20 protein-coding genes are annotated in these 12935 nt (G+C 63.5%); 6 read left to right on the forward strand and 14 right to left on the reverse strand.

All coding sequences use genetic code 11. The features are described from left to right. Window positions 1–2: 2 nt before the first annotated feature. From MTR64_RS08740 to dksA, 5 genes are all read right to left on the reverse strand, one after another. Entirely contained in the window at window positions 3–212 is a 210-nt protein-coding gene (locus tag MTR64_RS08740) for a hypothetical protein (RefSeq protein ID WP_243992885.1), read from the reverse strand. Between the two features lie 25 nt (window positions 213–237). Further along, entirely contained in the window at window positions 238–627 is a 390-nt protein-coding gene (locus MTR64_RS08745) for a DUF4112 domain-containing protein (RefSeq protein ID WP_243992887.1), read from the reverse strand. A gap of 68 nt (window positions 628–695) precedes the next feature. Beyond that, the gene (locus tag MTR64_RS08750) at window positions 696–2219 is read right to left on the reverse strand and encodes an ABC transporter substrate-binding protein (protein ID WP_243992890.1); all 1524 of its coding nucleotides are present in this window, start codon (window positions 2217–2219) and stop codon (window positions 696–698) included. 68 nt (window positions 2220–2287) lie between these two features. Further along, a complete protein-coding gene (locus tag MTR64_RS08755) occupies window positions 2288–2653 on the reverse strand; it encodes a PilZ domain-containing protein (RefSeq protein ID WP_243992892.1) in 366 nt (121 codons plus the stop codon). A gap of 186 nt (window positions 2654–2839) precedes the next feature. Next, window positions 2840–3298, reverse strand: a complete 459-nt coding sequence (dksA, locus tag MTR64_RS08760) for an RNA polymerase-binding protein DksA (protein WP_243992895.1) — start codon at window positions 3296–3298, stop codon at window positions 2840–2842. A 315-nt stretch (window positions 3299–3613) separates the two neighbouring features. Between dksA and MTR64_RS08765 the strand changes: the two genes are divergently transcribed. Further along, window positions 3614–3964 (forward strand): hypothetical protein, encoded by a 351-nt coding sequence (locus tag MTR64_RS08765; RefSeq protein WP_243992897.1) that lies wholly within the window; start codon window positions 3614–3616, stop codon window positions 3962–3964. A 3-nt stretch (window positions 3965–3967) separates the two neighbouring features. Here MTR64_RS08765 and MTR64_RS08770 read toward each other — a convergent pair whose 3' ends face one another. Genes MTR64_RS08770 through MTR64_RS08790 form a run of 5 tightly spaced genes read right to left on the reverse strand, consistent with a single transcriptional unit; the run spans window position 3968 to window position 7283 of the window. After that, window positions 3968–5110, reverse strand: a complete 1143-nt coding sequence (locus MTR64_RS08770; protein WP_243992899.1) for a GNAT family N-acetyltransferase — start codon at window positions 5108–5110, stop codon at window positions 3968–3970. Beyond that, window positions 5107–5895: a glycerophosphodiester phosphodiesterase family protein gene (locus MTR64_RS08775; RefSeq protein WP_243992901.1), complete on the reverse strand. Its 789-nt coding sequence runs from the start codon at window positions 5893–5895 to the stop codon at window positions 5107–5109. The genes MTR64_RS08770 and MTR64_RS08775 overlap by 4 nt, the downstream gene beginning before the upstream one ends. Continuing rightward, window positions 5876–6340 carry a RidA family protein gene (locus tag MTR64_RS08780; RefSeq protein WP_243992903.1) on the reverse strand — a complete coding sequence of 155 codons (465 nt, stop codon included), beginning with the start codon at window positions 6338–6340 and terminating at the stop codon, window positions 5876–5878. Before MTR64_RS08780 ends, MTR64_RS08775 begins: the two co-directional genes overlap by 20 nt. Beyond that, window positions 6337–6981 (reverse strand): HAD family hydrolase, encoded by a 645-nt coding sequence (locus MTR64_RS08785; protein WP_243992905.1) that lies wholly within the window; start codon window positions 6979–6981, stop codon window positions 6337–6339. Before MTR64_RS08785 ends, MTR64_RS08780 begins: the two co-directional genes overlap by 4 nt. Further along, a complete protein-coding gene (locus MTR64_RS08790; protein WP_419144932.1) occupies window positions 6978–7283 on the reverse strand; it encodes a DUF3572 domain-containing protein in 306 nt (101 codons plus the stop codon). Before MTR64_RS08790 ends, MTR64_RS08785 begins: the two co-directional genes overlap by 4 nt. Before the next feature lie 32 nt (window positions 7284–7315). Here MTR64_RS08790 and MTR64_RS08795 point away from each other — a divergent pair, with 32 nt between their 5' ends. The 5 genes from MTR64_RS08795 (at window position 7316) to spt (ending at window position 9970) form a co-directional block, all read left to right on the forward strand. Beyond that, the gene (locus tag MTR64_RS08795; RefSeq protein ID WP_243992907.1) at window positions 7316–7678 is read left to right on the forward strand and encodes a response regulator; all 363 of its coding nucleotides are present in this window, start codon (window positions 7316–7318) and stop codon (window positions 7676–7678) included. Between the two features lie 104 nt (window positions 7679–7782). Continuing rightward, window positions 7783–8022, forward strand: coding sequence for an acyl carrier protein (locus MTR64_RS08800; protein ID WP_243992967.1), 240 nt, complete (start codon window positions 7783–7785; stop codon window positions 8020–8022). A 42-nt stretch (window positions 8023–8064) separates the two neighbouring features. Then, a complete protein-coding gene (locus MTR64_RS08805; protein ID WP_243992909.1) occupies window positions 8065–8316 on the forward strand; it encodes a hypothetical protein in 252 nt (83 codons plus the stop codon). Beyond that, window positions 8313–8735, forward strand: a complete 423-nt coding sequence (locus MTR64_RS08810; protein WP_243992911.1) for a hypothetical protein — start codon at window positions 8313–8315, stop codon at window positions 8733–8735. Before MTR64_RS08805 ends, MTR64_RS08810 begins: the two co-directional genes overlap by 4 nt. After that, window positions 8732–9970, forward strand: coding sequence for a serine palmitoyltransferase (gene spt / locus MTR64_RS08815; RefSeq protein WP_243992914.1), 1239 nt, complete (start codon window positions 8732–8734; stop codon window positions 9968–9970). Before MTR64_RS08810 ends, spt begins: the two co-directional genes overlap by 4 nt. Window positions 9971–10004: 34 nt before the next feature. Here spt and MTR64_RS08820 read toward each other — a convergent pair whose 3' ends face one another. From MTR64_RS08820 to MTR64_RS08835, 4 genes are all read right to left on the reverse strand, one after another. Then, window positions 10005–10247 carry an usg protein gene (locus tag MTR64_RS08820; RefSeq protein ID WP_243992916.1) on the reverse strand — a complete coding sequence of 81 codons (243 nt, stop codon included), beginning with the start codon at window positions 10245–10247 and terminating at the stop codon, window positions 10005–10007. A gap of 235 nt (window positions 10248–10482) precedes the next feature. Beyond that, entirely contained in the window at window positions 10483–11019 is a 537-nt protein-coding gene (locus MTR64_RS08825) for a nuclear transport factor 2 family protein (protein WP_243992918.1), read from the reverse strand. 2 nt (window positions 11020–11021) lie between these two features. Further along, the gene (locus MTR64_RS08830) at window positions 11022–11888 is read right to left on the reverse strand and encodes an alpha/beta fold hydrolase (RefSeq protein ID WP_243992920.1); all 867 of its coding nucleotides are present in this window, start codon (window positions 11886–11888) and stop codon (window positions 11022–11024) included. An 80-nt stretch (window positions 11889–11968) separates the two neighbouring features. Continuing rightward, a complete protein-coding gene (locus MTR64_RS08835) occupies window positions 11969–12928 on the reverse strand; it encodes a TauD/TfdA dioxygenase family protein (protein WP_243992922.1) in 960 nt (319 codons plus the stop codon). Window positions 12929–12935: the final 7 nt, after the last annotated feature.

Here is a 12935-nt window from a genome sequence, read left to right on the forward strand (position 1 = left end):
GCTTATTGCGCCGCGTCACTTGGCGCATTTGACGGCCACTGCGAGGCCGAGGGCGCAAGCACTTCCGGTGGGGGACGGCGGGCATCGAGCATGGCGGCGGCATCATCCAGCGCGCGCGCCTCACCCACCGTCACCCCGCCGGGCCCCGGATCGTTGTCGGCTTTGCCGCAGGCGGCGAGCGCCAGCACCGCCAGGAGACACAATCGCTTCATGACGCCGCTTCTAGGCGAAAGCACGTCAGCCGTCGATGACCCGCGTGTGCGGATGATGTTTGTCGAGATGCCTGCGGATGATTCTGAGATTGCGACTGTTCGAACGGTAGAGGAAATCGAACAGGTCACCCGCGACGGGCAGCGCGCCGATCAGCGTATCGAACCCCACGTTGGCCGTCATCCGCGCCAGCTGCCATCTGGACATGCCCAGATTGCGCGCTTCCCACACGATGTAGAGCCCCATGGCCGCCGCGATGACATCGCCCGCCACCGGGACGAGACCAAGTACCGCGTCGAGACCGATCTGCCGGTTGATGCCGGGCACCGTAAAGGCCCGCTCCAGCACATGCTCCATCGCCTCGACGCGCCGCCGGATCGAGACCGGGTCGGTGCCGAGCGGAAGTTCGTAATCCATGCGCCGCGCGGAATTTTGTCCTGCTGCCAATGCCTTTCCTCTGGTCAACCGGCGTTTGCCGCCGGAGACTATTTGGGCAGCCAGGCCAGCGGCATCAAGGGGTGCCAGCCCCAGGCGTTGGGCGAGAAGCCGCTGACGCTGCCGCGCACAAGCGACCAGCGGATCGGCGTTCCAAACGGAATGAAGACGTTGGCGGAAGTCAATTCCGCCTCGGCCTCGGTCAACAGTGCAGCGCGGTCGGTCGGCGTTGCCGCGGTCTCTGCTTCGGCGACGCGCGCGTCCGCTTCCTGCGAACACAGCCCCCTGCGTGCGGCACAGGACAACCGGTTGAGAAACCACGCCGCACGCGGATAGCGGGCCACGTCGTCCACAAGAGCAAGGTCCGCAGCTGCCTGATCCTGAGTCCGCGCGAGCGCTATTCCTATCGTCGCGAAATCCGCCGCAAGCTTATTGAACAGCACCTGCGAACCATCGCCTTCAGGCAGCCATAGCTGCAGTTTGGCAGTCGGTGTTGCAGGCACCGCTCCGTCCGCCGCAGCCTCGTCTATTGCCTGCCCCGGTTTCCCGGACGTCCAGTTCCTCACCCTGCCCGCAGCGACCTGCCGCCGCTCGTCCAACGATTGCCCGGCCCAGCGCTCGCCGATCGTGCCGAGATCGCCTTCGAGACTGGGCGTGACAATCCGGGTGGTGGACGACCAGCCGCCGACGCCGAAAGGTTTCATCAAGGCATCGCGATCGACCGCCATGGCCAGCGCTTCACGGTTGGCCGGATCAGCCAGAAAGCCGCGATCGTTCATCACCTGTAAGCCGAACAGGCCAATGACGGGATCGATCTGGATCGTTCCACGCAGAATTCCCACCGAACGGGTCAGCAGAAAGTCCTCTATCCTGCCGCCGAGCACGAGATCGACATCGCCATCGTTGAACCTCTCGACCGCTTCCGGCCCCGAAATGGCGTGCAGAATAATCTGGCGTGTGCGGGAATCCCAGTTCTCGATCGACGGCAAACCCAGTTTGGCCGGATCGACCGGTGTCATCCGCGCCAGCCCTTCTGCCTTTTCCAGCGTCATCGGCCCGGCGCCCTGCTTGTCGTGATAGAGCCCGAGTTCAGGCTGGGCCAGCAATTGCAGCAGGTAGGGCATTGGCCGCTTCAGGCGAATTTCGATGACGCGGCTTGCCATCGTGCGGATCTCATCGATGCCGGACAGGTCGAGCGCGAGCGGAGTCTTGCCGAGTTGTTTGAGCGACCCATTCAGCGCCTGCCGTGCTGAATCGGCGGTGATCTCGTCGCCGTTCGCCCAGTTCCCGTCACGCAGGCGGAAAATATAGCTCTGGCCATCGTCGGTCACGATCCAGCGGTCCGCAAGCGCAGGGATGACCCGCCCTTCCTCGTCGAACGCAACCAGCCCTTCGACCGTCGCGGCGCGCGCCAGCTGGCCCGCCACAGAAAGCCGTATGCCACTCTCGAAAGGATCGTCCGCACCGCCGATGACGGCCACATCGAGCGCAGAATTATCAAGCGAACCGCACGAGACGACAGGAAGCACGGCCAGAACGGCCAAAACCTTCATCGCTGTGCGCTTGGCGTGCATAAGCACCCGGTTAGCCCATTCCCGCAGCGCCGCAAATGCGCGCAGGACAATATTTCACAGGGATCGGGTCAGATTTTGCGGAGGTTTTCGTTAGGCGGGAAGTGCGTCTCGTGATTGCGCGCGAAACGCGGCGAGGGATCCTCGCCAATCACCAATGGCGCACGCGCCAGCTTTGGGTCGATGTCCTCGCGGAAGGCAACGCCAAAACGGTTCTCCTGAACCCAGGCCACCGAACCCTCGACCCAGCCGAGATTGCGGATATTCACTTCGACGATCGCCCCGCGCACGACACGCACAGGGCCTTCGCCCATCATCCCGCCGGCGGACAGGTTGCGAACCTTGATACGGTATTCACCGTCAAGGCCGTCCACACGCAAATTTGCCATGAGAAACAGGCTGTCGCGCGCGACCTGACGATTGTCACTTTCGTTCATGATCTCCGTCCGGCATTCGATCCAGCGCGCCCCTTTCCGGTCGAACGCGAAGCGTAAAACAGCAACGAGCCCGCTACCCGCGTGGAGTACCGGCAAATGGCAAACAAACGCTTAACAGCGCGCCGCTGGCCATGGCTTGCGTGGCCTGCGCGGGATGATCCGGCCCCGCTTGTACGGGGCGCGGGATCAATCGTCGCGCGAAACCTTTTCGCGGCGTTCATGCGCTTCCTGGGCTTCAACCGTCATCGTCGCGATCGGGCGCGCTTCAAGCCGGCCAAGGCCAATCGGTTCGCCGGTCACCTCGCAATAACCGTATTCGCCTTCCTCGATCCGGCGCATGGCGGAATCGATCTTGGCGATCAGCTTGCGCTGGCGGTCGCGGGTGCGCAGCTCGATACCCCAGTCGGTCTCGCTCGATGCGCGATCGTTGAGGTCAGGCTCGCGAATGGGGCCATCCTGCAACTGCTGCAGCGTTCCGGCTGCGGCGTCGAGAATCGAACGCTTCCAGGCCTGAAGCAATTTCCGGAAATAGTCCTGCTGAGCCTCACTCATGTAAGGTTCGTAAGGAGCGGGAACATAGGCACCGCCAATGGCGCGTTTTGCCTTGGCGAGAACATCAATTTCGTCAGATAGGGCCGTTGCCATCCAGAGAAACTCCGCACGTGTCTCCGCGGACCGCCAACGCCCTGCAGCCCCGGATTTTTTCCGGCAACCGTAAAACGATCCGTGGTTGCGGGGGCCTATAGGTCGGCAGATTTATGGGCACAAGCACATATGACCAACCGTCCACAAAATTCCGTGCCACGGCTTCAATCCGGAAAGCACCGAATCCGGAACTGGCAGCCCGCGTACTCCGCGTTAACCATTTCTTGACAGGCTGTGCGCCAGCGTGGCGGCATCGGAAGACCCAGTAAGCGGTCCGAAGAAAGGGGAACAGACATTCAACGGGGGTAACGAATCATGAAATCTGCATGGAACGAACACTTCAAGGCCGAACCGGCAACGGCCGCAGACTTTGCCGCTGATGACATGCTCGTCGCAGAATGCCTCGCCGCCGCGGCGCAAGGCGACTTTTCCGCCTACTTCGACCTTGGCGTAGCCTTTTCGACCGGCAGCCATGGCGCCAGTTGCGATCTCATCGAAGCACACAAGTGGTTCAATCTTGCAGCTGTCACCGGCCATGAGGAAGCGGCCGCCTGCCGGGCCGAAGTCGCCGATGAGATGTCCGCCCGCGAGATCGCCGAAGCCCAGCGCCGCGCGCGCGAATGGCTTGCCGCCGCGAATCGCGCCGCCGGCCTCCGGGCAGCCTGACCGTTAACCTTCCGCCTTGCGGAAGGGTGAGCGCTCGCCGAGCCAGATCTGGTCCCGGGCAATGCCTGCCCGCTCCTGTTCCAGGTAATCGGCAACTGCCGAACGCAGTCCTTCGTGGACGATGTAGTGCGCAGACACCGTGCGCACCGGTTCGTAGCCACGGGCCAGTTTGTGGCCGCCCTGCGCGCCCGCTTCGACGCGCGACAGCCCCAGCGCGATCGCCGCGTCGATCGCCTGATAATAGCACAATTCGAAATGCAGGAACGGCTTGTCGATCCGCGCGCCCCAGTAACGCCCGTACAGCGCATCACTACCAATGAAATTCAGCGCCCCGGCCACAGGCTCCTCATCAACGAAGGCGAGGACCAGCAGAATTTGGTCCGCCATCGTCTCGCCCAGCAGAGTGAAAGCCTTGCGCGTCAGGTAGGGCCTGCCCCACTTGCGAGCACCGGTATCCTGATAGAATTCCCAGAACGCATCCCAGTGTGCCCCGGTGATAGCACCACCGCGCAAGGTCCGGATTTCCACGCCTTCCTGCGCCTTGGCGCGCTCCTTGCGCAAATCCTTGCGCTTGCGGGAGGACAGCGCGCCCAGAAAATCCTCGAAGCTGGCGTAACCGCGATTTTCCCAGTGAAACTGGATATCCTCGCGGAGCAGCCAGCCCGCCTGCTCGAACAGCGGCACCTGCTCCGGTTCGATGAAGGTGGCGTGCGCCGAGGACAGCCCGCTGTCGCGGCACAGCGTCTCCGCCGCGCGCAGCAGCGGCAACGCCAGTTCGGAATGCCGTGTCAACAGGCGCGGCCCCGTCGCCGGAGTGAACGGCACCGCGATCTGCAGCTTCGGGTAATACGATCCACCTGCGCGATGCCAGGCATCCGCCCAGGCATGATCGAAGACGTACTCGCCCTGCGAATGCTCCTTCAGGTACGCGGGTAACGCCGCCGCAATCCGTCCATCGGGGCCTTCGATGACGACCGGCACCGGCGTCCAGCCGCTGCGGCCGCCGACGCTGCCCGAATCTTCCATAGCGGCAAGGAAGGCATGACCGACGAAAGGATTGACGCCCGGCGTCAGGTCGTCCCACTCGGCGGCCGGGAGTTCCCGGACCGATCCATGGACTTTCGCGGTGAATGCGCCCTCGCTCACGCTTGTCCGGCCACCTTTCGCATGGGGCGCACAGCACCTTCGAAAATGTCCGCGTCGGCATGTTCGGCCGCGCGTTCCCCGTGCTCGACGCTCGTCACGGTCCACGTCACGAGCGGCAGTCCCCGGCTGCGCTGCGCCGCAGCAAACCGGCTGGGCAGATCGCGCACGTCGTAACACAGAAAATCCGGCTGCGCGTGCCACAACGCCAGACGACGGCGCACCTTGCCAGGGAGTGCCCGGTCCTCGCCCTCAGTGATCGAGAGCCCCCGCACGGTGTGCGGCGAATGCAGAGCGTACCAGTGCGAAACGCGTGGATCGAAGCTCATCACCGCATGCAGGCCGGTATACCCCTCCAGAACCCGGCGCACTGCCAGGCACAGCGCCGCGATACGGGTATCCGGACCGGATTTGATCTCGATAAGCAACGGCACACGGCCCGCCACGTCCGCAAGCACCTGCCGAAGCGTGGGAATAGTCTGCGAAGTTCCGGCAAGCCGAATGGCCCCCAGTTGCGCAGCGTTGCGCCGGCTAAGATCACCGCTTTCCACCGTCATCCGGTCCAGCGTTTCGTCGTGGAAGACCACCGGCAGCCCATCACCCGAACGCTGAACGTCTAGCTCGATGCCGTAGCCCGACATCGCTGCCCGTTCGAATGCCGAGCGAGAGTTTTCCGGCACGCCGGCATCGTGCAGCCCGCGATGGGCGTAACAGTAGTCGCCCAGCCACCCGACCTTGCGCGGATCGGGCGGCGGCGAAAGCCAGCGGTCAAGCAGGGCGAACAGCAACGACGGCGTCCACTTCCACGGCAGCGCCCAGCGGCAGCACCGGCACGCCTACGGCGCTGCGGGCATGCTTGCCGGCCTCACCGAAGACGGCGACCATCAGTTCTGAAGCGCCATTGGCGACCTTGGGCTGATCGGTGAAAGTGCCGGTCGAATTGACGAAGGCCCCCAGCTTGACGATGCGCTCCACCCGTTCGAGCGAGCCAAGCGCTGCCTTGAGCTGGGCCAGGATCATCACCGCGCAGGCCTGCGCCGCCTCGATACCGTCTTCCAGCGTCACATCTTCACCCAGACGGCCAATCACGAGTTTGCCCGCCACGAACGGCAGCTGGCCGGAGACGTGGGCCAGCCCGCCAGCCACCACTACCGGGACATAAGCCGCTACCGGGGCGGCAGGTTCGGGCAGAGTCAGGCCGAGTTCGGCCAGGCGGTTATCGATGTCGCTCATTTCGCTTGCAGGTCCTTTTCTTCGCAAGTCAGACTTTCCAGCAGCCAGGGCAGCGCGCGCTCCCACTCGTCGATGCGGGCATGGGCGTGGCCGGCTTCGGCGGCACAGGGAATATGCGGTGCGATCGCCGGCTCGGCACAGAGATGGAGGCGGCGCACCTGCGGTGCAATTTCAAAGACCGATCCGTGATGCTGCGACAGATCGTCGATGAAGACGGCCCGGTCTGGCCGGTATTCGTCCAGGATCGCCTGCAGCGCCGGGCCCTTGGGCCCTTGATTGGTGAACACGCGCACATCAATGCCATGCCCGGCCAGTTGCTCGCGGCGCGCCTCACGGCGGAAATCGAGCAGGTTGGTCAGAACCACGACATCGGCGTGCTCGCGAATCGCCGCGATCGCCTCGACCGCCCCCTCGACAGGCGTCTGCCGGTGCATCTGCCCGTCGAAGAACTTGTTGAGCAGCGCCCACATGTCTTCCTGCGAGATCCGCTCGCCGGATTCGACCCGGCGCATCGACTGGAAGAAATTGCCTCCCGACATGTCGAAGGCCACGCCTTCTTCCTCGGCGAGCCAGTCGCGGAAGTGCGCAATCATGTAGAGCAGCACTTCGTCGCAATCGGTAATCAGCAGCGGCAGTTTCATGAACTGAGCCTTTCGCGGACGGCAGCGAGGTCCCTCGGCGCCACGCCAAGAGCGTCGGCGGCACCCAGCAGGTCCGGCTCGTGCGCGCAGAGAAAATCCAGCACCGCGCCGAGCGTCGCCGATTCGTTCAGCGATACGCGCAGGTCGTCGGGGGTCAGGCCGGTCAGTGCCAGAAACCGGGCGGCCCGGTCAGCGTCGTCCAGCACCCAGCCAAGCGCATTCAGCGCCAGCGCCTGCGGGTCGGGAGATGGGGATGGCGGCTCTCGAAGAATTGTCAGTCTCGCTTGCGTGCAATAGAGCAGGTCACACCCCTAACATGGTGCGCGGGCGTCGAATGGCAAAGCGAATCCTCATTGTCGAGGACAACGATCTCAATCGAAAGCTCTTTTGCGACGTGCTGAAGAGCCAGGGCTACGCTGTGGAGCCCGTCGCGGACGGGCTCGACGCACTCGACCGGGCACGCGAATTCGTCCCCAATCTCGTGATCATGGACATCCAGCTGCCCAATGTCTCGGGGCTGGACCTGATCGAGGCAGCCAAGAAGGACCCGGTCCTGCGCGCGATCCCGATGCTGGCCGTCACCGCCTATGCCGGCAAGGGTGACGAGGAGCGCATCCGCGAGGCTGGCGCCGAGGGATACCTCGCCAAACCGGTCTCGATCGGCCCCTTCATGCAGGCCGTGAAAGCCCTGATCTGACGGGGCGCCTGACGCATCCTGCTTGACATGATACACTCGCGCCGCTTTTGCGCCGCATTTCCCGGCCAGAGAGCGCCGGGACCTACTCGGAGTTGAAAAAGACCATGGATCGCGAAGAGACCTCGGCCCGGATCGCAGCGCTGATCGAGCCCTTCAACAAGAAGGAAGTGGCGATCACCGACGCCACCCGCTTCACCGACGATCTGGAATTCGACAGCCTGACCGTGATGGATTTCGTCGCCGCTATCGAGGATGAATTCGACATCATCATCTCGATGAACCAGCAGGCCGAGATCGAAAACTATGGGCAACTCGTCGATGCGGTGGTGAAGCTGCAGGGTTGAATCCTGACTTGATTTACCAAGGTACCTTGGTAACAAGGCGTCATGAAGATCGAACGCATCCAGACCGGTGTCCGGCTCGAGAAAAATCTCGTCAAGGTGATGAAAGCCATCGCCGAGCAGAAGGATATGTCTCTCGGCGACCTGATCGAGGGTGTGATGCTCCACGCCTTTGAGGGCAGCCGCGCCTTTTCCGACGAGACATTGCGGGACATAGGCAAACTGAGCGAAGTCTACCGGCTCGGCCTGACCGCGGCCGATGCCCACCGGCTGACCGAAACGGAAGACGCATCGTGAGCGGCTTCGACTTCGACCGGTTCCTTGGCGGCGGCCTGCCGGCCGAAGTGTTCGATCACCGCAGCCACCTTGCCGCCGCCTACGAGGCGCTGCGCCGCTATCCCTTCCTTGAGGCTTGCCGCGTCGTTCGTGAGTGCATCATTACACTGGCCACCGGTGCGGGCGCCCCGCAGAAGTATAACGAGACCATCACGCTGGCAGCGATGGCGCTCGTCGCGGAGCGTATGGACGATGAAAGCGGCTTCGAGGCTTTTACCGCCGCCAACGCCGATCTGCTCGACCGGGGCTTTCTCGACGCCTACTATTCGCCTGCCCGCCTGAGTTCGCCGCGCGCCCGCGGCACTTTCCTGATGCCCGACCGCATTCCCATTTCCCACACAGCCGGTGCGTCCGACACGCACCTGGAGACGTCCCAATGACCGACATGCTCGATGACGATGTGACCCAGGCCCACGTGGACCTGTTCAGCAAGTTCGATCCGCTGATCGAGATGCGCCGCGAACTGCTCGCGACCGGCGTGACCGATCCCTTCGGCCTCGTCATGGAGCGTGTGGTCTCGCCCACCGTCGCGATCTGCAACGGGCGCGAGACGATCCTGCTGGGCACCTACAACTACATGGGCATGACTTTCGACCCGGACGTGATCGAAGCCGGCAAGCAGGCCCTCGACGATTTCGGTTCGGGCACCACCGGCAGCCGCGTGCTCAACGGCACCTATGCCGGACACAAGGCCGTCGAACAGGCGCTGTGCGATTTCTACGCCATGGACCATGCCATGGTGTTCTCGACCGGCTATCAGGCAAACCTCGGCATCATTTCGACGATCGCCGGCAAGGGCGACTACATCGTCCTCGACATCGATAGCCACGCGTCAATCTGGGATGGCTGCAAGATGGGCGACGCCGAAGTGGTGCCCTTCAAGCACAACGACATCGAGGCGATGGAAAAACGCCTGCGCCGCATCCCGGAAGGCGCGGGCAAGCTGGTCATTCTCGAAGGCGTCTACTCGATGCTGGGTGACATTGCCCCGCTCAAGGAGATGATCGCCGTCGCCAAGAAGTACGGTGCGATGGTGCTGGTTGACGAGGCCCATTCGATGGGCTTCATCGGCCCGAACGGGCGTGGTGTGGCCGAGGAACAGGGTTGCCTCGACCAGGTGGACTTCGTGATCGGCACGTTCTCCAAGTCGGTCGGCACGGTCGGCGGCTTCTGTGTTTCGAACCATCCCAAGTTCGAGATCATGCGGCTGGTCTGCCGCCCCTATGTCTTCACCGCCAGCCTGCCGCCCAGCGTGGTGGCGACGGCCGCGACCTCGGTGCGCAAGCTGATGCACGCGGGCGAGAAACGCGCGCACCTCTGGGAAAATTCGAAGACCCTGCACAAGGGACTGAAGGACGCAGGCTTCCAGCTCGGCACCGAAGTACCACAGAGCGCGATCATTTCGGTGATCATGCCCGACCTCGAACGCGGCGCGGCCATGTGGGAAGCGCTGCTGCACGAAGGTCTCTACGTGAACCTCGCGCGTCCGCCGGCAACGCCCGCAAACATGACGCTGCTGCGCTGCTCGCTCTGCGCCGAGCATTCCGCCGATCAGGTCCAGCAGATCATCGGCATGTTCACCCGCGCGGGCAAGGCGACCGGCATCATCGGCTGATGGGGCAATGCGTGGCGGCCGCCGCCACGCGCCCTCAGTGGATCGAAATGACCCCGTTCACCGCGCGCCATTCCTGCGGGCCTATCAGCTTCTTGTGAGCGACCCGCACCGAATGCAACGGCCCTTCGATCTCACGGGCCCAGTAATCGAGAAACTTGCGCAGGACCGGAAACGTCGGCGCTTCATCGTATTGCTGGAAAGCGAAAAGCTGCAGCAATTTGGGGTGGTCGGGAAAGAAATAATGGATCTCCACGGTCGTGAGGCCGTAGCCTTCCATCTGCCTGATGAAGTCAGGCGATGCGCGAAATCCGGGGTGCACTCCTTCCAGTCGACCAGCCATAGTCCTCCTTCCGGCACCGCACGCATATTGCGGTGCAGCATTGGAAGAATGCCACAGGAGTGACTGCAGTCAAGTATCAGAGCACACCGGAAAAATGCGGAGTTCCGGATTAGACCTTCGCCGTGGGCGAGGTGCCGCTGGAGGCGGCCAAAAGATCAGATCGACACAAGTCTCACTTCGGCTGCCGGGGCACCGGCGGGCGGTGATAGCTCACATCGCTCCGGTCGCGTGCGGCCTGGCAAGGTTCCTCCGCGGTGTAGGCCGACATCGGCGACGGTCCGTTCGCAGCCTTGGGCGCATCGTAAGTACCCTCCACGATCGTCACCCGGTTCGCAATCTTCCACTCGCCGTCCCGCTTCTGGAAGTGGTCGATGTAACGGCCGGTCGAGAGGAAGTTCGGCCCGTCTCCCGCCGTTACACCTGCGAAGTGGTAATAGGTCTCGCAATAGGCATCGTCGCCCTGCAGGTCGCAGAAGTGGTTCATCACCGCGTGCTGGGTGGATTCGAATGCCAGCGTCGTCCCGTCAGCCCAGGGGATGAAGTCATCGGGCGTGCCGACGAAATGGCCGTGGTCCTCGATCGCATCGTCCCAGTAGCACGAACGGGCCAGTTCATTGTCCAGCCGGTCCAGCCCGCGCGCGTAGCGCAGCATGACCTGATGGATCTCGTGGCGGTCGATCATCTCGGCGAGTTTGGCATCAAGGCTCATGGTCAGTCCTTCAGGAAATCAAGCAGCATCGGCGCAAGGAGCGGCCAGCGCTCGAAACGCCCCCTCCGGTTTGGCGTGTCGACCGGGAACGTCGAGACATAGTTCCATTCCTGATCGCCCCATGGCGGCTCGACCATCGTCGAATTGGGCAGCAGCCGGTGCACCCATTCGGACGTCTCGCGGGTATGCGCCATATCGCTCTTGCCCGACCGGAAGGTCATGACCGGCATCGTCAGCTTCGCGAAATCCGCCTCGGTCATCCCGGGCACCGGAGTCTCATCCGAATAGGCGAAGGCCTTGCCCCATTTCTGCATGGTGGCGATGTAGGTATCCGGGTCCTGCGCCAGCAGGATCTCCCGGATCTTCGGGTTGCGGCTGATCTGGTCTGCCCAGCTTGGCAGTTGCGCCACCGCTTCCATGCCGCCCTTGCTCGCCGCAGCGATCTGGTCGCCGCAATAGAACCACGCGAGGCCTGCCAGCCCCACCGGCCCGCCGCTGATCCACCAGATCGCCATCTTGCGCACGTTTTCCGGCATGCGCGCAGCAGCCATCAACGAAATGCGCGAGCCCGCCGAGCCGCCCGCGAGCGTCACGTCCTTGAGGCCCAGAGCCTTGACCAGACCGGCCAGCGCTTCGGCATTCATCACCGATTCGCTGGGAGCGGTGAAGGCAATGTCCGACGCGCCACAGCCCGGGCGATCCCACAGCAGCACGCGGAAGCCTCCCTCGGCGAGCTTTTCGGCCAGTTCCGGCGCGCCAGCGGTATCGCGCGGATAGCGGCCGCCCGGCGTCAGCACCAAGGGCGCTGCCCCCTCATCGCCGACAAAATCATAGTCGAGCGTGAGCCCGTTCACATCGATCTTCGCCATTGCCTCTCCCCGGCCGTGTCTCGTTTCAGGCGTCAGTAGGGCAGCCTGCGGGCATTCCCGTCAGGTCGCAACCATACCCCTCAAGCCATCGCGTCGGCGGCAGCCAGTTCGCGCGGTTCGGTTTCCCAATGGCCGAGGCCATAGTCGCCCGCAATCGTGGTGCGGTACATCAGGCGCTCTTCGTCCGGGTTGTTGCCCGAGACACAGTGGAGCATCCGCAGGTTGTCCCAGATCGCCATGTCGTTGGGGCTCCACTTGTGGTGATAGCTGCAGGTTTCCGCGAGACGGTTGATCTCCTGGCAAACTTCTTCGAGCAGCGCATCGCCTTCCGGCGTTTCATCACCCACGATGCCCTGCGACATGTAGGCCGAGACGTGGAGGCACTTCTCGCCGGTTGGACGGGTCCAGACCGCCGGATGGATCGCGCGCGGCATCAGGGCGACCTGATCGTGGAAGGCCTGGCTCATCGGCTTGGGCTCGATCATGCGGTACTGCGCCGGGCGCCCGAACTTCAGCGCATCGTATTGGGTGCTGAGCGTGTAGATCACGTCCTTGCCCTCGATCCGCTCGCGCAGGTCCTTCGGGAAGGCCTCGTAGAGCGCGATCCCGTCGAGGAAGCCAGTGATCCCACCTTCCTCCACCCGCTCCACCGAACGCAGCACGCCGGCGCGATTGAGCTCGTCGTTGTAGCAATGATCGAAATGCCAGGGCAGCCAGTGCGAGACCTGCCGCCCATCGACCTCTACAATGCCGCGCCCGCGTAAGCTGCGGATTTCGATGACGCCGGGCAACCGGTTCGAATCGACGCGGCTCACCGCCTTCACCGGGTGTTCCTTGAGCGGGCCGAAGCAGCTCGACAGGGCTAGCTGCATTTCGTCGGACTGCTCGACATCCTCGAACACGATCATGCCGTGCTTGATGAACAGCGCGTCGATCTCGTCGCGGATTGCCTTGTCCTCAAGGATCTCGCGGGTGAGGCCGCCAATGCGGACGCCGAACGGAAGCCCTTCCTGCAGCGGACGGACATCGGTGAGGGGCATGGTCATT

The organism is Novosphingobium album (ex Hu et al. 2023) (genome assembly GCF_022832385.1).
In the GTDB taxonomy this organism is placed as follows: Bacteria; Pseudomonadota; Alphaproteobacteria; order Sphingomonadales; family Sphingomonadaceae; genus Novosphingobium; species Novosphingobium album.

What these genes read in the sequence shown, in the direction of transcription:
- MTR64_RS08740 (WP_243992885.1), bottom strand. Translation starts at nt 212, where the DNA reads ATGAAGCGATTGTGTCTCCTGGCGGTGCTGGCGCTCGCCGCCTGCGGC.
- MTR64_RS08745 (WP_243992887.1), bottom strand. Translation starts at nt 627, where the DNA reads ATGGATTACGAACTTCCGCTCGGCACCGACCCGGTCTCGATCCGGCGG.
- MTR64_RS08750 (WP_243992890.1), bottom strand. Translation starts at nt 2,219, where the DNA reads ATGCACGCCAAGCGCACAGCGATGAAGGTTTTGGCCGTTCTGGCCGTG.
- MTR64_RS08755 (WP_243992892.1), bottom strand. Translation starts at nt 2,653, where the DNA reads ATGAACGAAAGTGACAATCGTCAGGTCGCGCGCGACAGCCTGTTTCTC.
- dksA (WP_243992895.1), bottom strand. Translation starts at nt 3,298, where the DNA reads ATGGCAACGGCCCTATCTGACGAAATTGATGTTCTCGCCAAGGCAAAA.
- MTR64_RS08765 (WP_243992897.1), top strand. Translation starts at nt 3,614, where the DNA reads ATGAAATCTGCATGGAACGAACACTTCAAGGCCGAACCGGCAACGGCC.
- MTR64_RS08780 (WP_243992903.1), bottom strand. Translation starts at nt 6,340, where the DNA reads ATGAGCGACATCGATAACCGCCTGGCCGAACTCGGCCTGACTCTGCCC.
- MTR64_RS08785 (WP_243992905.1), bottom strand. Translation starts at nt 6,981, where the DNA reads ATGAAACTGCCGCTGCTGATTACCGATTGCGACGAAGTGCTGCTCTAC.
- MTR64_RS08795 (WP_243992907.1), top strand. Translation starts at nt 7,316, where the DNA reads ATGGCAAAGCGAATCCTCATTGTCGAGGACAACGATCTCAATCGAAAG.
- MTR64_RS08800 (WP_243992967.1), top strand. Translation starts at nt 7,783, where the DNA reads ATGGATCGCGAAGAGACCTCGGCCCGGATCGCAGCGCTGATCGAGCCC.
- MTR64_RS08805 (WP_243992909.1), top strand. Translation starts at nt 8,065, where the DNA reads ATGAAGATCGAACGCATCCAGACCGGTGTCCGGCTCGAGAAAAATCTC.
- spt (WP_243992914.1), top strand. Translation starts at nt 8,732, where the DNA reads ATGACCGACATGCTCGATGACGATGTGACCCAGGCCCACGTGGACCTG.
- MTR64_RS08820 (WP_243992916.1), bottom strand. Translation starts at nt 10,247, where the DNA reads ATGGAAGGCTACGGCCTCACGACCGTGGAGATCCATTATTTCTTTCCC.
- MTR64_RS08825 (WP_243992918.1), bottom strand. Translation starts at nt 11,019, where the DNA reads ATGAGCCTTGATGCCAAACTCGCCGAGATGATCGACCGCCACGAGATC.
- MTR64_RS08830 (WP_243992920.1), bottom strand. Translation starts at nt 11,888, where the DNA reads ATGGCGAAGATCGATGTGAACGGGCTCACGCTCGACTATGATTTTGTC.
- MTR64_RS08835 (WP_243992922.1), bottom strand. Translation starts at nt 12,928, where the DNA reads ATGCCCCTCACCGATGTCCGTCCGCTGCAGGAAGGGCTTCCGTTCGGC.